The organism is Streptomyces sp. adm13(2018), assembly GCF_008042145.1.
Classification (GTDB): Bacteria; Actinomycetota; Actinomycetes; order Streptomycetales; family Streptomycetaceae; genus Streptomyces.
The window spans coordinates 33,615-50,786 of the sequence record NZ_RDBH01000080.1; the positions used below are offsets into that span (position 1 = coordinate 33,615).

The 17,172-nt window shown below is 74.3% G+C and carries 13 protein-coding genes and 2 pseudogenes; 12 read left to right on the forward strand and 3 right to left on the reverse strand.

Annotation, left to right across the window (positions count from 1 at the left end; translation table 11 throughout):
• Window positions 1-83: 83 nt before the first annotated feature.
• A complete protein-coding gene (locus tag EAO70_RS06955) occupies window positions 84-1,601 on the forward strand; it encodes a fatty acyl-CoA synthetase (RefSeq protein ID WP_148002130.1) in 1,518 nt (505 codons plus the stop codon).
• Between the two features lie 118 nt (window positions 1,602-1,719).
• Here the strand turns inward: EAO70_RS06955 and paaK are convergent, their stop codons facing one another.
• Window positions 1,720-3,009, reverse strand: a complete 1,290-nt coding sequence (gene paaK, locus EAO70_RS06960) for a phenylacetate--CoA ligase PaaK (RefSeq protein ID WP_148002131.1) — start codon at window positions 3,007-3,009, stop codon at window positions 1,720-1,722.
• Window positions 3,010-3,203: 194 nt separating this feature from the next.
• On the opposite strand from paaK, the gene EAO70_RS06965 reads away from it, so the two are divergent.
• Together EAO70_RS06965 and EAO70_RS06970 are read left to right on the forward strand one after the other, a co-directional pair.
• A complete protein-coding gene (locus EAO70_RS06965; protein ID WP_148002132.1) occupies window positions 3,204-4,421 on the forward strand; it encodes a cytochrome P450 in 1,218 nt (405 codons plus the stop codon).
• Between the two features lie 108 nt (window positions 4,422-4,529).
• Window positions 4,530-5,303: a GNAT family N-acetyltransferase gene (locus EAO70_RS06970; RefSeq protein WP_187283768.1), complete on the forward strand. Its 774-nt coding sequence runs from the start codon at window positions 4,530-4,532 to the stop codon at window positions 5,301-5,303.
• A gap of 16 nt (window positions 5,304-5,319) precedes the next feature.
• Here the strand turns inward: EAO70_RS06970 and EAO70_RS06975 are convergent, their stop codons facing one another.
• Window positions 5,320-6,135 (reverse strand): pentapeptide repeat-containing protein, encoded by an 816-nt coding sequence (locus EAO70_RS06975; RefSeq protein ID WP_148002133.1) that lies wholly within the window; start codon window positions 6,133-6,135, stop codon window positions 5,320-5,322.
• Window positions 6,136-6,236: 101 nt separating this feature from the next.
• Between EAO70_RS06975 and EAO70_RS06980 the strand changes: the two are divergent.
• From EAO70_RS06980 to EAO70_RS06990, 3 genes and pseudogenes are all read left to right on the forward strand, one after another.
• Window positions 6,237-6,530: pseudogene (locus EAO70_RS06980) on the forward strand (alpha/beta fold hydrolase); the annotation flags it as partial.
• A gap of 131 nt (window positions 6,531-6,661) precedes the next feature.
• Window positions 6,662-6,820 carry an alpha/beta fold hydrolase gene (locus tag EAO70_RS37700; protein ID WP_187283769.1) on the forward strand — a complete coding sequence of 53 codons (159 nt, stop codon included), beginning with the start codon at window positions 6,662-6,664 and terminating at the stop codon, window positions 6,818-6,820.
• A 145-nt stretch (window positions 6,821-6,965) separates the two neighbouring features.
• A complete protein-coding gene (locus EAO70_RS06990; RefSeq protein WP_148002134.1) occupies window positions 6,966-7,379 on the forward strand; it encodes a VOC family protein in 414 nt (137 codons plus the stop codon).
• Window positions 7,380-7,468: 89 nt separating this feature from the next.
• On the opposite strand, the gene EAO70_RS06995 is transcribed toward EAO70_RS06990, so the two are convergent.
• Entirely contained in the window at window positions 7,469-9,106 is a 1,638-nt protein-coding gene (locus EAO70_RS06995) for an acyl-CoA synthetase (RefSeq protein WP_148002135.1), read from the reverse strand.
• A 164-nt stretch (window positions 9,107-9,270) separates the two neighbouring features.
• Here EAO70_RS06995 and EAO70_RS07000 point away from each other — a divergent pair, with 164 nt between their 5' ends.
• The 6 genes and pseudogenes from EAO70_RS07000 to EAO70_RS07025 all read left to right on the forward strand — a co-directional run bounded on the left by EAO70_RS07000 (window position 9,271) and on the right by EAO70_RS07025 (window position 17,172).
• On the forward strand, window positions 9,271-10,080 hold the full coding sequence (locus EAO70_RS07000) for a crotonase/enoyl-CoA hydratase family protein (protein WP_148002136.1): 810 nt from the start codon (window positions 9,271-9,273) through the stop codon (window positions 10,078-10,080).
• A 198-nt stretch (window positions 10,081-10,278) separates the two neighbouring features.
• A pseudogene (locus EAO70_RS07005) lies at window positions 10,279-10,941 on the forward strand (Zn-ribbon domain-containing OB-fold protein); the annotation flags it as partial.
• The gene (locus EAO70_RS07010) at window positions 10,938-12,005 is read left to right on the forward strand and encodes a thiolase domain-containing protein (protein WP_148002137.1); all 1,068 of its coding nucleotides are present in this window, start codon (window positions 10,938-10,940) and stop codon (window positions 12,003-12,005) included. The pseudogene EAO70_RS07005 and the gene EAO70_RS07010, both read left to right, overlap by 4 nt.
• Window positions 11,998-13,164 carry a thiolase domain-containing protein gene (locus tag EAO70_RS07015; RefSeq protein WP_148002138.1) on the forward strand — a complete coding sequence of 389 codons (1,167 nt, stop codon included), beginning with the start codon at window positions 11,998-12,000 and terminating at the stop codon, window positions 13,162-13,164. Before EAO70_RS07010 ends, EAO70_RS07015 begins: the two co-directional genes overlap by 8 nt.
• Before the next feature lie 36 nt (window positions 13,165-13,200).
• Window positions 13,201-13,626, forward strand: a complete 426-nt coding sequence (locus EAO70_RS07020; RefSeq protein ID WP_148002139.1) for an ACT domain-containing protein — start codon at window positions 13,201-13,203, stop codon at window positions 13,624-13,626.
• Between the two features lie 417 nt (window positions 13,627-14,043).
• The gene (locus EAO70_RS07025; RefSeq protein WP_410091121.1) at window positions 14,044-17,172 is read left to right on the forward strand and encodes an ATP-binding protein; all 3,129 of its coding nucleotides are present in this window, start codon (window positions 14,044-14,046) and stop codon (window positions 17,170-17,172) included.

Sequence of the window (17,172 nt, forward strand, 5' to 3'; positions counted from 1 at the left end):
CGCGCCCACCTGCCCGCCCGCGTCCGTCCGGAGCGGTCGCACGGTACTTGACCTCCCGTCGGGTGCGCGCGGAGGATCGCGCCATGGATCGACTCCTCAGCCGCGCCGTCGACGGTGTCCTGCGCATGAGCGCCCAGCGCGTCCCCGACCGGATCGCCGTCCGCTACGCCGACCGGACCTGGACGTACGCCGAGCTGGACGCGGCCGTCTCCACGGCCGCGGCGGTCCTGCGCGAGCCGCACCACGGCCTCCGTCTGCCGGAGGCGGCCCGGGTCGCGACCTACGGCCACAACTCGGACGCCTACCTGATCGCGTTCCTCGCCTGCTCCCGGGCCGGGCTGATCCACGTGCCCGTCAACCACCATCTGACGGGCGGGGACCTCGCGTACCTCCTGGAGCAGTCCGAGGCCTCCCTGGTCCTCGCCGACCCCGCCCTCGCGGAGCGCGTACCTGACGGGTTCGCGGTCAAGGCGCTGCGGGACGGGCCCGGTTCGCTCCTCGACGCGCTCGCGGAGCCGGAGGAGTACGACGCCGACCGCGACGCCCGGGACTGCGTCCAGCTGCTCTACACCTCGGGCACCACGGCCCTGCCCAAGGGTGCGACGATGTCGCACCGCGCCCTCGTCCACGCGTACGCGAGCGCGATCGAGGCGCTCGACCTGCACGAGGACGACCGGCCGGTGCACGCGCTGCCGCTCTACCACTCGGCCCAGATGCACGTCTTCCTGCTGCCCTACCTCGCGGTCGGCGCCGAGAACACCCTCGTCGACGGCCCCGACCCGGCCGTGCTCCTCGACCTGGTCGAGGCGGGCCTCGCCGACAGCCTCTTCGCCCCTCCCACGGTGTGGATCGGCCTCACCCGCCACCCCGACTTCGCGCACCGCGACCTCTCGGCCCTGCGCAAGGCCTACTACGGGGCCTCGATCATGCCCGTACCCGTCCTCGAAGGGCTGCGCGCACGGCTGCCCGGACTCCGCTTCTACAACTGCTTCGGCCAGTCCGAGATCGGCCCCCTCGCCACCGTCCTCGGCCCCGACGAGCACGAGGGACGCATGGACTCCTGCGGCCGGCCGGTCCGGCACGTCCGGGCCAGGGTCGTCGACGAGAAGGGCGAGGACGTGCCCGACGGCACCCCCGGCGAGATCGTCTACCGTTCCCCGCAGCTCTGCGACGGCTACTGGCGCAAGCCCGAGGAGACGGCGGCGGCCTTCCGCGACGGCTGGTTCCGCTCCGGGGACCTCGCCGTCCGCGACGCCGAGGGCTACCTCACGATCGTCGACCGGGTGAAGGACGTCATCAACTCCGGTGGCGTACTGGTCGCCTCGCGCCAGGTGGAGGACGCGCTCTACACCCACCCCGGCGTCGCCGAGGTCGCCGTGATCGGCCTCCCCGACGACCGCTGGATCGAGGCGGTCACCGCGGTGGTCGTCCCGCGCGGCGAGGTCACCGAGGCCGAACTCCTCGCCCACGCCCGCGCGCACCTCGCCGCCTTCAAGGCCCCCAAGCGGGTCCACTTCCTGCCGGAACTGCCCCGCAACGCCAGCGGCAAGATCCTCAAGCGCGACCTCCGCGACCGGTACGCGGAGGTCGGGCGGGCTTGAGGCGGTGGTCGCCCCGGGCGTCTCGGTGTACGGAAGGCTGTCGCCGCCCGCGTTCCACCGGGGCCGCAGTCGGTGAACGCGTCCCGGGGTCCTGCCGTGGCCGGATGCCGGGGTCCGGCTACGACGCCTTCCGCAGGTCCACGATCCGCTTGATCTTGCCCACCGAACGCTCCAGGGTCTCCGGGTCGACCACCTCGACCGAGACCGAGACCCCGATCCCGTCCTTGACCGCCGCCGCGATCGACCGGGCCGCCTCCGCGCGCTGCTCGGGCGTCGCGTCCGCGCGGGCCTCGGCGCGTACGGTCAGGGCGTCGAGCCGGCCCTCGCGGGTCAGCCGCAGCTGGAAGTGCGGGGCCACCGCCGGGGTGCGCAGCACGATCTCCTCGATCTGGGTCGGGAAGAGGTTCACCCCGCGCAGGATGATCATGTCGTCGCTGCGCCCCGTGACCTTCTCCATCCGCCGGAACACCCGCGCCGTCCCCGGCAGCAGGCGGGTCAGGTCGCGCGTCCGGTAGCGGACGATCGGCATGGCCTCCTTGGTGAGCGAGGTGAAGACGAGCTCCCCCTCCTCGCCGTCCGGCAGCACCTCGCCCGTGAACGGGTCGACGATCTCCGGATAGAAGTGGTCCTCCCAGATGTGCAGACCGTCCTTGGTCTCCACGCACTCCTGCGCCACACCCGGGCCGATCACCTCCGACAGGCCGTAGATGTCGACCGCGTCGATCGCGAAGGCCTCCTCGATCTCCTTGCGCATCGCCTCCGTCCACGGCTCGGCGCCGAAGACGCCGACCTTCAGGGACGTCGACCGCGGGTCCACGCCCTGCCGCTCGAACTCGTCGAGCAGCGTCAGCATGTACGAGGGGGTCACCATGATGATCTCGGGTCGGAAGTCCTGGATGAGCTGGACCTGCCGGGCCGTCATGCCGCCCGAGGCGGGGATCACCGTGCACCCGAGCCGCTCCGCGCCGTAGTGCGCGCCGAGTCCGCCGGTGAACAGGCCGTAGCCGTACGCCACGTGCACCTTGTGCCCGGGGCGGGCCCCGGCGGCGCGCAGGGAGCGGGCGACCACGTCCGCCCACAGGTCCAGGTCGCCGTCCGTGTAGCCGACGACGGTCGGGCGGCCGGTGGTGCCGCTGGAGGCGTGGATCCGCCTGATCCGGGACTGGTCGACGGCGAACATCCCGAAGGGGTAGTGGTCGCGCAGGTCGGTCTTGGCGGTGAACGGGAAGCGCGCCAGGTCCGCGAGCGTACGGCAGTCCTCGGGGGTCACCCCGGCGGCGTCGAAGGAGCGCCGGTAGAAGTCCACGTTCTCGTACGCGTGCCGCAGGGTCGCCCGCAGCCGCTCCAGCTGGAGGGCCGCCAGCTCCTCGCGTCCGAGCCGCTCGCCGCTGTCCAGCAGTTCCGTCATCGCGCCACTCCTCCACGGTCGTAAAACGGACGACCGATCATTCGGTCGATCCGTTCCCGGCCAGTAAAACCGGAGGCACCGGGGGGTTGGCAAGAGGCGCGGGCCAGGTTCCCCGCCCGCATCCCCGTCACACCTTGGGGCCTTTCGGCTCATTCCGTGCGGCGGGGGCGGCCGCTCCGGGGAAGGGTGCCCCCGTGACCACCACCAACGACGCCGACGCCCCGCAGGCCCACTTCTGGGCCGTCCCCGACCTCACCGGACTCGACTTCGACCCGCTGCTGGCCCGGCTGCTGCACGAGGACCCGGTCACCCGGGTCCGGCTGCCGCACGGCGAGGGCCACGCCTGGCTCGTCACCCGGTACGAGGACGTCAAGCTCGTCTCCGGCGACCCCCGCTTCAGCCGGCAGGCCGTCCACGGCCGGTCCGTCACCCGGGTGGCCCCCCACTTCGTCCCGATGGAGGGCGCCGTCGGCTTCGCCGACCCCCCGGACCACACCCGGATGCGCGGGGTCGTCGCCCGTGCCTTCGGCCCCCGGCCGCTGAAGGCCCTGCGGGACCACGCCCAGGAGGTCATGGACCGGCTCCTCGACCGGGTCGAGGAACACGGCGCCCCCGCCGACCTGATGGCACTCGTCCACCGCCCCTTCCCGCTCGCCGTGGCCGGCGCCCTCATGGGCGTCCCGGAGGGCGACCGACCGCTGCTGGCCCGCTGGTCCGACACCATCGGCTCCGCCGTCACCACCGGCCGCAAGGAGGGCGAGCGGGCCAAGGCCGACATGGGCCGCTACTTCACCGAACTCATCGGCCGCAGCCACGGCACCGGCCGCGAGACCCTCGCCGCCGTCCTCGCGGACGCCGTCGACGACACCACCCTCACCGAACGCGAGGCCGTCGGACTCGCCGTCCTCGTCCAGATCGGCGGCGTCCACGCCGTCCGCGGGAACAGCGCCAGCATGGTCTACGCGCTGCTCACCCACCCCGAGCACCTGGCCCGGCTGCGCGCCGAGCCCGCGCTCGTCCCGCGGGCCGTCGACGAGCTGCTCCGCTACCTCCCGCACCGCAACGCCGTCGGCCTCTCCCGGATCGCCCTGGAGGACGTCGAGGTCGGCGGGGTCACCATCCCGGCCGGCGACCCCGTCTACGTCTCCTATCTGACGGCCAACCGCGACCCCGCCGTCTTCGCCGACCCCGAGCGCCTCGACTTCGACCGCCGCTACAACCCGCACGTCGCCTTCGGGCACGGTCCCCACCAGTGCCCCGGCGCCGCCCTGGCCCGCATCGAGGCGGAGGTCCTGGTCGACTCCCTGTGGACCCGCTTCCCGGACCTCCGGCTCGCCCTGCCCCCGGACCGGCTCCGCTGGCAGCGCGGAGCCCTCATCCGCGGCCCGGAGGCACTCCCGGTCACCTGGTGACGGGAGGCGGGGGACGGGAGCCGGGAGCCGGGCGTCCGGCGCCGCGGACCGCCCGGCCCGGCGGAATCCCTTTGCCCGCGCCCGACCCCGAGTGCTGGAGTGACCCGCATGGAACCCCAGCACCTTCGCGACCTGTACGACCGCCAGCTCCGCCGCGAGGCCCGTCCCGACGGACCCGGCTGCCGGATCGAGCGCGTCGGCGACGTCGTCCGCCAGACCGGACCCGCGCACGCCTGGAACGGCGTCCTCTGGTCCCGTCTGACCACCCCCGACGCCGACCGTGCCATCGCCGGACAGATCGAGTACTACGCCGCCGCCGGCCTGTCCTTCGAATGGAAGCTGTACGCCCACGACACCCCCGGCGACCTCGGCGCCCGGCTGACCGCCGCGGGATTCACCGCCGACCCTCCGGAGACCCTGATGGCGGCCGAGGCCGCCGCGCTGCCCGACGGCGTACCCCTGCCCGCCGGCGTCGAACTCCGCGCCGTCACCGACGCGTCCGGGGTACGGCAGGTCGCCGAGGTCCACCAGCGCGCCTTCGGCACGGACAGCGGCCACCTCGAACGACAGCTCCTGGACCGGCTCGCGGCCGACCCCGACACCGTCACCGCCGTCGTCGCCCTCGCCGACGGCGAGCCGGTCAGCGCCGCCCGCCTCGAACTCTGCCCCGGCACCGACTTCGCGGGCCTCTGGGGCGGCGGCACCGTCGAGGCCTGGCGCGGCCGCGGCCTCTACCGCGCCCTCGTCGCCCACCGCGCCCGCATCGCCGCCGCACGCGGCCACCGTTACGTCCAGGTCGACGCGGCCGACACGAGCCGCCCCATCCTGGCCCGCCTGGGGTTCCGGGCGCTGTCCACCACGACTCCCTACCTGTACGGCTGACCGGCGGCCGCCCGGCTCAGGAGGTCCAGTGCGCGGGACGGTCGAACCCGTCGGGAAGGCGGGTCGCGGCGTTCCCGCGCGCCGCGTTCAGCTGGGGCTGCGTCAGGAACAGCGCGCCGGTCAGGTCCGCACCCGACAGATCGGCGTCCCGCAGGTCCGCGCCGATGAGATCCGCGAGCGACAGATCGGCTCCCGTCAGATCGGCGGCGATCAGCAGCGCCCCGCGCAGATCCGTACCGCGCAGCTTGGCCCCGCGCAACCGCTTGCCGATCAGGTCGGCCCCGCGTCGGCTCCTCGGCCTCCCGCCGGCGGTGGCGCGGACCAGCTCGCTCGTCCGCAGAAGCAGCCGGTTCACCTCGGCCCGCACCTCCGGAACCACCAGGGCCACCAGCTCGTCGGCCGAGCCTCCGGTGAGGCCCTCGACCCGGGCGAGCGCCGTCCGCAGCTCGCCGTGGACGGGGCGGGCCGCCGGGCGGTCCAGCGCCTCCGTGAGGTAGCGCAGCAGTTCGTGGAGCTGACGCATCACCTGGAACACGTCGTACATCCGGTCCGCGGTCTCCGGCGCCTCGCGCCAGGAGACCCCGCCGAAGGTCACCTGGGAGACCTGCTGCCCGGCGCCGAAGCAGTCGTACACCGTGCAGCCCTGGAAGCCGCTCGGCCGCAGCCGGGTGTGGATGCCGCAGCGGAAGTCCTCGCGGAGGTTACGGCAGGGCTCGCCGGGCGCCTTGTCCACGGCGAAGTCCGCGGACCGGGCGAAGGGCAGCGCCACACAGCACAGGCCGAAGCAGGAGGCGCAGTCGCCGCGCAGCGCGGATTCCCGGGTCTCGGGCACGGTGGGTTGTTCCTTCGCTGGTCGGGGACGGTGCGACCACCGTACGCGACCGTCGCCGAACCGGTTGCGAAGATCGTCCGGGGGCGGTGAGGATCGGCGGCATGCCGAAGTTCACCTCGTACGACGGAACCGAACTCGCCTACCGGACCGAGGGGAAGGGCGAACCCCTGGTGTGCCTCGCGGGCGGGCCGATGCGCGACGCCGCCTACCTCGGGGACCTGGGGGGACTCACCGCGCACCGCACTCTGGTCCTGCTCGACGCCCGGGGGACCGGGGCGAGCGCCGCGCCGGCCGATCCCGGCACCCACCGCTGCGACCGGCAGGTCGGGGACGTCGAGGCGCTGCGCCGTCATCTCGGTCTGGAGCGGCTCGACCTGCTCGGTCACTCCGCCGGCCGCCGGCCGTACGCCCCGAGGGCCCGCTCGGCTTCGACTGGGAGGTCGTCCCGTCCACCGACGCCCAGCTGAACGCGCCCGACGCCGCCTGGAGTGAGGACGTCACCGCGATCACGGCCCCGACGCTCGTCGTGGCGGGCGACCCGGCCGGCCGTGCGAGCCAGGACCGGCTGCGCCGGCTGGCCGACCGCATCCCCGGCGCCCGGCTCGTCACCGTGGACGCGGGCCACCTCGTGCACACGGACGCGCCCGACGCGTTCCTCGCCGCGCTGCGGAGCTTCGGACTCTAGGGTCCGTCGGGCGCCGGTGGCCCGATCGGGCCAGGCGCGCGGCGCGCCTCGGCCGATCGGGCGGGGGCCGGGGGAGGATCGCGGGGACGACGCCCCTCGGGCGGTGTCCGGCACCGCCCACGGCGCGACACGACAGGAGCCAGGTGTGACCACTCGTCTCAACCCCTACCTCAACTTCTCCGGCGAAGCGAAGCAGGCCATGGAGTTCTACCAGGAGGTGCTCGGGGGGACCCTCACCCTCAACACCTACGGCGAGGCCGGGGGCGAGGCGCCGCCCGGGTACGCCGACAAGATCATGCACGGCATGCTGGAGACGCCCAGCGGCTTCACGCTGATGGGCGCGGACAGCCCGCCCGGCATGGAGCAGACGCCGGGGAACGGCTTCGCGGTGAGCCTGAGCGGTGACGACGCCGGGGAACTGCGCGGCTACTGGGACGGGCTGGCCGCCGGCAGCACGGTGTCGGTCCCCCTGGAGAAGCAGATGTGGGGCGATGTCTTCGGCATGTGCACGGACCGGTACGGGGTCACGTGGATGGTCAACATCAGCGAAGAGGGCTGATCCGGCGCCCGGCCGGGGCGTACGGACAGGTGCCCGGCCCGGCCCGCTCCGGGTCGGGGCACCGGAGCGGGGGGCGGCCGAGGCCCCCCTCAGGCTGGTGACGCCCCCTCCTGGTCCGCCTCCACCGCCACGGTCCGGGCCCAGCGGTAGTCCGCCTTCCCGCTCGGGGAGCGCTGGATGCGGTCGGTGAGCACCAGCTGGCGCGGGACCTTGTACCCCGCCAGACGGGGACGGCAGTGGGCCTGGAGATCCTCCAGGCCGAGCGCGGGCGCGTCCGCGCGGAGCTGGACGACCGCGGCGACGTGGTTGCCCCAGCGGGCGTCCGGCACTCCGGCCACCAGGGCGTCGTACACGTCCGGGTGGGACTTGAGGGCCTGCTCCACCTCCTCCGGGTAGACCTTCTCGCCGCCCGTGTTGATGCACTGGGACCCGCGGCCGAGGACCGTGACCACCCCGGTCTCGTCGACGGTCGCCATGTCGCCGAGGAGCACCCACCGGGCCCCGTCCGCCTCGAAGAAGGTCTCGGCGGTCTTGCCGGGGTCGTTGTAGTAGCCGAGCGGCACGTGGCCGCGCTGGGCCAGCCGGCCGATCTCGCCGGGGGCGACGGGGGTCCGGGTCGCCGGGTCCACGACCCGGGTGCGTTCGTTGACGTGCAGCCGGAAGCCCCGGGCGGGGCCCGAGTCGTCGGTGGCGCGGCCGTTGGAACCGGACTCGGTGGAGCCGAAGTTGTTGAGCAGCAGCACGTTCGGCATCAGCTCCTGGAGCTGGGCCCGTACGGTTTCGGACATGATCGCCCCGGACGAGGAGAGGCTGAACAGGGCGGAGAGGTCCGTGCCCTTCCGTGGTCCGCGCAGCGCGTCCACGAGCGGGCGCAGCATGGCGTCCCCGACCAGGGAGATGCTGGAGACCTTCTCCTTCTCCAGGGTGCGGAGGACTTCCTCCGGGACGTACTTGCGGTGCAGGACGACCCGTTGGCCGTAGTTGAAGGCGATGAACGCGGTCAGGGTGGAGGTGCCGTGCATCAGCGGCGGCGCGGGGAAGAAGGTGATGCCGGCGCCGCCGGCCGCGACCCGCTCGGCCAGTTCCTCGGGGCGCTTCACGGCCTCGCCCGAGGGGTCCCCGCCGAACAGCCCCGCGAAGAACAGGTCCTCCTGGCGCCACAGGACGCCCTTGGGCATCCCGGTCGTCCCGCCGGTGTAGATGATGAAGAGGTCGTCGGCCGAGCGCGGCCCGAAGCCGCGCGCGGGCGAGCCCGCGGCCTCCGCCTCCGCGTACGGGACGCAGTCGAGCGGGGGCGCTTCCCCGGGCGGGGTCCCCACCCGCACGAGGTGCCGCAGCTTCTCCGTCTGCGGCAGCGCCGCCGCGACCCGGTCGGTGAACTCGGCGTCGAAGACGAGTGCGGCCAGGTCGGCGTCCCGGTAGAGGTAGACCAACTCCTCCTCCACATAACGGTAGTTCACGTTGACCGGCACGATCCGCGCCTTGAGGCAGGCGAGGACGGTCTGCAGGTACTCGACGCCGTTGTACAGGTGGAGGCCGAGGTGCTCGCCGGGCCGGATGCCCGCGTCGGTGAGGTGGTGCGCGATCCGGTTGGCGGCCTCGTCGAGTTCGGCGTAGGTGAGCCGACGCTCCTCACCGGTTCCGGGATGGTCGACGTACACCAGTGCCTCGCGGTCGGGGACCGCGTCGACGACCGATTCGAACAGGTCGGCAAGGTTGTACTCCACCGTTCCTCCTGACCCCGGTTCGCACTGACTCGGCGGTCATTAGAGCGCCGACCGGCGAAGGGCGGAAGGGGGTGCGCAGAAGAATCTGACTGGGTGTCAGAAAACTATTGAACTGGGCCCCGTGCTCCTGCAACCTGTTCCAGAACTGGAGACGGGAGACCCCCATGAGTGGCACTGGCGGCACCGAACACCTCGGCATACGGCGCGAAGGCGCCACGCTCGTCCTCACCCTGAACCGGCCCGAGGCCAAGAACGCCCTCTCGCTGCCGATGCTCGTCGGCCTCTACGACGGCTGGCTGGAGGCCGACGCCGACGACGGCATCCGCTCCGTCGTCCTCACCGGCGCGGGCGGTTCCTTCTGCGCGGGCATGGACCTCAAGGCCCTGGCCGGCCAGGGTATGGCGGGCGAGCGGTTCCGGGACCGGCTCAAGGCCGACCCCGACCTCCACTGGAAGGCGATGCTGCGCCACCACCGCCCCCGCAAGCCCGTGATCGCCGCCGTGGAGGGCTACTGCGTCGCCGGCGGCACCGAGATCCTCCAGGGCACCGACATCAGGGTCGCGGCCGCCTCCGCGACCTTCGGCCTCTTCGAGGTCCGGCGCGGACTCTTCCCGATCGGCGGCTCCACGGTCCGGCTGCCCCGGCAGATCGCCCGCACCCACGCCCTCGAGATGCTGCTCACGGGCCGCCCCTACTCCGCGGCCGAGGCCGCCGCGATCGGCCTCGTCGGGCGGGTCGTCCCCGACGGCACCGCGCTCGACGCGGCCCTCGACCTCGCCGAGCGGATCAACGCCTGCGGGCCGCTCGCCGTCGAGGCGGTCAAGGCCTCCGTGTACGAGACCGCCGAACTGACCGAGACGGAGGGACTGGCCGCCGAACTGAAGCGCGGCTGGCCGGTCTTCGACACGGCCGACGCGAAGGAGGGGGCGCGAGCCTTCGCGGAGAAGCGCCCGCCGGAGTTCCGGCGCGAGTGAACGGCACACGGGCCCGCACCACCGCCCGAGTGCACGGGACACGCGCCCCGCACTCCTCCCGCGTGACCGCGACACGGGCCCCCGCGCCGCCGCTGATGCACGGCACCTCCACCCTGACCGCGTTCATCGCCTTCAACTACGGCCAACGGGTCGTCCTGCACCCGTCTCGGTCAGTTCGGCGGTCTCGTACACGGAGGCCTCGTCCGCCTCGACGGCGCCGACACCGCACTCCTGCACGCCCTCGACGCCCCCGGCCCCGAAGCCGTCCGGACCGGCCTGCGGGTCCGCGTCCGCTGGGCCGCCGAACGGTCCGGCGCCATCACGGACATCGCGTGCTTCGAGCCGTACGAGGGCGACCCGGCGACCGGACCCACGCCCCACGACGGCCGCTTCGACGACCCCGTCACCGGCATCGTCGCCGCCGCCCGCCTCGACTACACCTACAGCCCCGGCCGCGCCCAGACCCGCTATCTGCGCGCCCTCGCCGAACGCCGGACCGTCGGAGAGCGCTGCCCCTCCTGCGCCAAGGTGTACGTCCCGCCCCGTGGCGCCTGCCCCACCTGTGGAGTCGCCACCACCGACCAGGTCGAGGTCGGACCGCGCGGCACCGTCACCACGTACTGCATCGTCAACATCAAGGCCGCGAATCTCGACATCGAGGTGCCGTACGTCTACGCCCACATCGCCCTCGACGGCGCCGGGCTCGCCCTCCACGGCCGGATCGGCGGCATCCCCTACGACCAGGTCCGCATGGGCCTGCGCGTCGAACCCGTGTGGAGCGAGGACGGCCGCTACCCCGACCACTACCGGCCCACCGGCGAACCCGACGCCGACTACGACACGTACAAGGAGCTGCTGTGACGCCGCACCGGCCGGACCGAGAGGTGGCGATCGTCGCCTTCGCCCAGAGCGACCACCGCCGCCGCACCGACGACCTCTCCGAGGTCGAGATGGTCATGCCCGTCCTCCACGACGTCCTGCGGCAGACCGGCCTCAAGACCTCCGACATCGGCTTCACCTGCTCGGGCTCCTCCGACTACCTGGCCGGCCGCGCCTTCTCCTTCACGATGGCCCTCGACGGCGTCGGCGCCTGGCCGCCGATCTCCGAGTCGCACGTCGAGACCGACGGCGCCTGGGCGCTCTACGAGGCCTGGGTGAAGCTCCTCACCGGCGAGGCCGACACCGCGCTCGTCTACTCCTACGGCAAGGCCTCGCCCGGCTCCGTCCGCGACGTCCTCACCCGCCAGCTCGACCCGTACTACCTGGCACCGCTCTGGCCGGACTCCGTCTCCCTCGCGGCCCTCCAGGCCCAGGCCCTCGTCGACGCCGGCGCCACCGACGAACCGGCCCTGGCCGCGATCGCCGCCCGCAGCCGCGAGGACGCCACCGCGAACCCGCACGCCCAACTGCCCGGCGCCCGCCCCCAGGGCGACTACCTCGTCCGGCCGCTGCGCACCGGCGACTGCCCGCCCATCGGCGACGGCGCCGCCGCCGTCATCCTCGCCGCCGGCGACCTGGCCCGTGGACTCTGCGCGCGCCCCGCCTGGATCCGGGGCATGGACCACCGCATCGAGGCCCACTCCCTCGGCGTCCGCGACCTCACCGACTCGCCCTCCACCCGCCTCGCCGCCGAACGCGCCGGAGCCTTCGACGCACCCGTCGACACCGCCGAACTCCACGCGCCCTTCACCTCCCAGGAGGTCGTCCTCCGTCGGGCCCTCGGCCTCGACGACGGCGTCCGGATCAACCCCTCCGGCGGAGCCCTCGCCGCCAACCCCGTCATGGCCGCCGGCCTCATCCGGCTCGGCGAGGCCGCCGCCCGCATCCACCGGGGCGACTCCGACCGCGCCCTCGCCCACGCCACCTCGGGCCCCTGCCTGCAACAGAACCTGGTCGCCGTCCTGGAAGGGGAGCACCGTGCCTAAGGAGCCCGTGGCCGTCGTCGGCATCGGCCAGACCAAACACGTCGCCGCCCGGCGGGACGTCTCCCTCGCCGGACTCGTCCGCGAGGCCGCCGTCCGCGCCCTGGAGGACGCGGAGCTGACCTGGGCGGACGTCGACGCCGTCGTGATCGGCAAGGCCCCCGACTTCTTCGAGGGCGTCATGATGCCGGAGCTGTACCTCGCCGACGCGCTCGGCGCGGTCGGCAAACCCATGCTCCGGGTGCACACCGCGGGCTCCGTCGGCGGCTCCACCGCGCTTGTCGCCGCCAACCTGGTCGCCGCCCGCGTCCACCGCACGGTCCTCACCCTGGCGTTCGAGAAGCAGTCCGAGTCCAACGCCATGTGGGGCCTCTCCCTGCCCGTGCCCTTCCAGCAGCCCCTGCTCGCCGGCGCCGGAGGCTTCTTCGCCCCGCACGTGCGCGCGTACATGCGGCGGACCGGCGCCCCCGACGCCATCGGCTCCCTCGTCGCGTACAAGGACCGGCGCAACGCGCTCAGGAACCCGTACGCCCATCTCCACGAGCACGACCTCACCCTGGAGAAGGTGCGGGCCTCCCCGATGCTCTGGGACCCGATCCGCTACTCCGAGACCTGCCCCTCCTCCGACGGCGCCTGCGCGATGGTCCTCACCGACCGGGCGGGCGCGGCCCGTTCGCCCCGCCCGCCCGCCTGGCTGCACGGCGGCGCGATGCGCAGCGAACCGACCCTCTTCGCCGGCAAGGACTTCGTCTCGCCGCAGGCGGGCCGCGACTGCGCGGCCGACGTCTACCGGCAGGCCGGCATCACCGACCCCCGGCGGGAGATCGACGCCGTCGAGATGTACGTCCCGTTCTCCTGGTACGAGCCCATGTGGCTGGAGAACCTGGGCTTCGCCGAGGAGGGCGGGGGCTGGAAGCTCACCGAGGCGGGCGTCACCGAGATCGACGGCGACCTCCCCGTGAACCCCTCCGGCGGGGTGCTCTCCACCAACCCCATCGGAGCGTCCGGGATGATCCGCTTCGCCGAGGCCGCCCTCCAGGTGCGCGGCGAGGCGGGCGAGCACCAGGTCGACGGTGCGCGCCGGGCCCTCGGCCACGCCTACGGCGGCGGAGCCCAGTTCTTCGCGATGTGGCTCGTAGGGGACACCCCGCCCACCGGCTGAACCCCGCCGGACCCCCGGCCGCCTACCCTGGCGGCCATGAACGCGGAACGTGATCTGACCCGGCTGCTCGCCGGGATGCGGCCGGAGCTCGACCCCGCCCGCTACGTCTTCACCACGGTGGACGGCCCCGCCCCGGCCGGGGTCGCCCCCGTGGTCACCGTCGCCGAGGACGAGGGCCTCACCCTCGTGGTGCGCCAGGAGGAGGCGGACGCCGCCGCCCTCCCGTACGACTACGTGGCGGCCCGGATCACGCTGCGCGTGCACTCGGCGCTCGACGCCGTCGGGCTGACCGCCGCCGTCGCCGCGGCGCTCGCCGCGGAGGGACTCAGCTGCAACGTCGTGGCGGGCTTCCACCACGACCACCTCTTCGTGGAACACGCCCGCGCGCGGGAGGCGTTGGCCGTCCTCCTCCGGCTCTCGGCGGACGGCCCCGGACACCCGGGGCGCTCTCCCCGGGGGTGAGGGGGCGCACGGGCCGCCGCCTCCTGACCGCACCGACGCCCCTCCGGCCCCGACGGCCCCGAGGGACAGACGCGTTTCAGCCACCGGCGTATCCCGCGGGCGGGGCGCGGGCGCACCGGCCCGCGCGCCGGGTATCGGACGTTCCGTCCCGCCCCCGCCGACGGGGAGCGGCAGGTCACCCCGTCCGGCACCACCGCCCTGACCACGGCGGACGCGAGCGCCGCCACCGCGACGCGGGCGATCCGCGGCGCTCCCCGCCACGCCGAACGCGCCGACGACGACACGCCGTGCCTCTGCTTGGCCGTTTGACCGTCCCCGCTCACTCCAACGGGCGTACGCTGGGACTTTCGCGGGGCTTCCCGCTTGGCGCACCCCTGACCGTGCGCCTGGCGCGCGCCCCCTGTGTGGGGGTGGAACGTGGCACGTCAGGACGGCAGGTCGACCCGGCAGGGAAGCGGCCTCATCGAGCGTGAGGCGGCGCTCACCGCGGCCGAGGAGGCGCTCGACCTCCTGACGGGTCTCGCGGACGAGCCGCCGTGGCCGGTCGCCGTACCCTCACCGCGCGAGACGAGTGGCCCGCACCTGGTCGCGGTCCCCGACCGCACGGCCGCCGAGGACCCCGATCCGGCGACCGGCCTCCGCACCGCGCACCCCGAATCCGCGCAGGCCCCCGCCGGCCGGGGCGGGCTCCGGCCCGTGCCCGACGGCGGCCTCCCGCCCGGACCCTCCGCCCCGACGACCGCCCGCCCCCAGGTCGTCCGCCGCGGCGGCATCCTCGCCTACGCCGCCCCCGCCGGCCTCGGCAAGACCACCCTGCTCACCGAGATCCGTCGCCGGGCCGGAGCCCGCGGCTGCACCGTGCTGTCCGCGCGTGGCGGCGACCAGGAACAGCGGGTCGCGTTCCACGTCGCCCGGCAACTCCTCCAGCCGCAGCTCGCCCACGCCTCCGACGCCGAACTGCGCGAACGCCTCGGCTCCTGGTACGACATCGTCGGACCCGCCCTCGGGCTCCGCGCCTCCGCCGAGGGCTCGCCGCCCGACCCGCAGGGCCTGCGCGACGGCCTCGACTGGGTCCTCACCCATCTCGCCGTACGCCGGGCACCCCTCGTGGTCGTCCTGGACGACGTCCACTGGGCCGACCCCGAGTCCCTCGGCTGGCTCGCCGCGTTCGCGCCGCGCGCCGAAGAGCTGCCCATGCTCCTCGTCGTCGCCTACCGCCCCGACGAACTCCCGGAGGAAGGTGTGGAGTTCACCGGGCGCCGGTCCGGGCAGCGCCCCCTCGACCTCGCCCCGCTGACCTCGTCCGCCGTGGCCCGACTGGTCCGCGACCGGGTCGGCGAGCACGCCGACGACCGCTTCTGCCGCGACTTCTGGTCCGTCACCGCGGGCAACCCCTTCGAGGCGGTCGAACTCGCCGCCAAGGTCCGCGACCGCGGCCTCGAACCCACCGCCGACGGCGCCCATGAACTCCGCGACCTCTCCGCCGCCCTCAAGGGCGCCGGACTCGTCACCCGGCTCGAACGCCTCGGCCCCGCCACCGTCCGTCTCGCCTGGGCCTGCGCCGTCCTCGGCACCGAGATCTCATCCGAGCTGGCGGGCTCCGTCGCCGGTCTCGGCGGCGAGGCGGTCGCCGACTGTGCCGCCCGCCTCCGCGAGGCACGCGTCCTCGCCGAGACCGAAGGGGCCGACGAACCCCTCCAGTTCGTCCACCCCCTCATCGCGACCACCGTCTACCGCTCCATCCCCGACGCCACCCGCGTCGCCCTGCACGGCAAGGCCGCCTCGGCCGTCGTCGACGCCGGACTCGGTCCCACCGCGGCCGCCCGACACCTCCTGGAGACCCACCCGGAGGGCGACCCCTGGGTCGTCCACCAGCTGCGCGCCGCCGCCGGGGAGAACCTCCGGGCCGGCGCCCCCGACGCGGCCCGCCGCTTCCTCGCCCGCGCCCTGCAGGAACCGCCCGCCTACGACGACCGGGCCGCCGTCCTCTACGAACTCGGCTGCTCCTCGCTGCTCACCGAGCCCGCCACCACCGTCAACCACCTGCGGGCCGCGCTGGAGGAGCCGGTCGCCGACCCGGCCCTGCGCCACGGCATCGTCTACCGCCTCGCCCAGGTCCTCGCCCACAGCGACCGGCTCGTCGAGGCCTCCGAACTCCTCGGCGAGGAGGCCCGGAAGGCGACCGACGCCCGCAGCCGACTGCGGATGCAGGCCGAGAAGTTCATGTGGGACGCGCTGCGCGCCGACGAACCGGAGTCGCCCGCCCGGTCCCGGCGCCTCGCCGCCCTCGCGGACCGCCTCACCGGCCGGGACGTCACCGAGCGGTACATCATCGGACTCCGCGCCTGGGACGCCACCCTGCGCGCCGAACCGGCCTCCGTCGCCCTCAGGGAAGCGGAGCGCGCCCTCGAAGGCGGCCTCACCTGGGCCGACGAGAGCCGTGGCTTCGAGGTGCCGGTCCTCGTCGCCCTCCTCCACCTCTACGCCGACCGTCCCGGCCGCGCCGAGGAGCTGTTCGCCGCCGGAACCGCCGAGTTCGAGAAGCAGGGCTGGCGCGGCGCCCACCTCGCCTTCGCCTACACCCTCATCGGCTACATCCGCTTCCGCCGCGGCCGGCTGATGGAGGCCGAGGACTTCGCCCGCGCCGGACTCCGCCTCGCCGAGCGCGTCGGCGCCCGCACCCCGGCGCTCTGGTACGCGACCGGCGTCATGATCGAGGTGCTCATCGCCCGAGGCCGCACCGACGAGGCCGTGGAGGTCGCCCGCGAGCACGACTTCGGCGAGCCGTTCCCCGCCGCGGTCACCATCCCCGACTGCGAGACCGTCCACGCCGAACTGCTGCTCGCCACGGGCCGCACCAAGGAGGCGGCCGATGCGCTGGCCGCCGTCGGCCGACGCCTCGACCCGCGCGGCAAGCGCAACCCCTCCTGCTGCCCCTGGCAGCTCCACCTCGCGCTCGCCGAGGCCGCGACCTCCCCGGCGAAGGGCCTCGCCACCGCGCAGGAGGCCGTCGCCCGCGCCCGCCAGTACGGGGCGCCCTCCGCGATCGGCCAGGCGCTCCGCGTCACCGCCGAGGTGTCCGAGCCCGCCGATCGTGTGAAGCTCCTGGAGGAGTCCGTCGACTGGCTCGACCAGTCGCCCGCCGCCTACGAGCTGGCGCGCTCCCTGGTCGCCCTCGGCGCTGCCCTGCGGCGCACCGAACGCGCGGCGGAGGCCGCCGAGCACCTCTACCGGGGGCTGGAGGCCGCCCAGGACTGCGGGGCCGACGCCCTCGTCGAGACGGCCCGCGCCGAGCTCGCGGCCGCCGGACTGCGGCCCCGGGCCCTGCACCCCGCCGGCACCGACACGCTCACCGCCCGTGAGCGCGCCGCCGCCGACCTCACCGTCCGCGACCAGGACGCGGCGGCCATCCTCGGCGTCGACGGCACCGCCGTGGCCCGGCTCCTCTCGGCCGTCTACCGCAAGCTCGGCACCGACCGCACCGGCCTCGCGGAGGCCCTCAGGAACACCGGACGGGAGCCCCGGGACCCGGCGGGACAGGGCTGA

Excerpts from the sequence above, each read along its gene's own strand:
- EAO70_RS06970 (WP_187283768.1), top strand. The coding sequence starts at position 4,530 with ATGGAACCCCAGCACCTTCGCGACCTGTACGACCGCCAGCTCCGCCGC.
- EAO70_RS07000 (WP_148002136.1), top strand. The coding sequence starts at position 9,271 with ATGAGTGGCACTGGCGGCACCGAACACCTCGGCATACGGCGCGAAGGC.
- EAO70_RS07020 (WP_148002139.1), top strand. The coding sequence starts at position 13,201 with ATGAACGCGGAACGTGATCTGACCCGGCTGCTCGCCGGGATGCGGCCG.
- EAO70_RS06955 (WP_148002130.1), top strand. The coding sequence starts at position 84 with ATGGATCGACTCCTCAGCCGCGCCGTCGACGGTGTCCTGCGCATGAGC.
- paaK (WP_148002131.1), bottom strand. The coding sequence starts at position 3,009 with ATGACGGAACTGCTGGACAGCGGCGAGCGGCTCGGACGCGAGGAGCTG.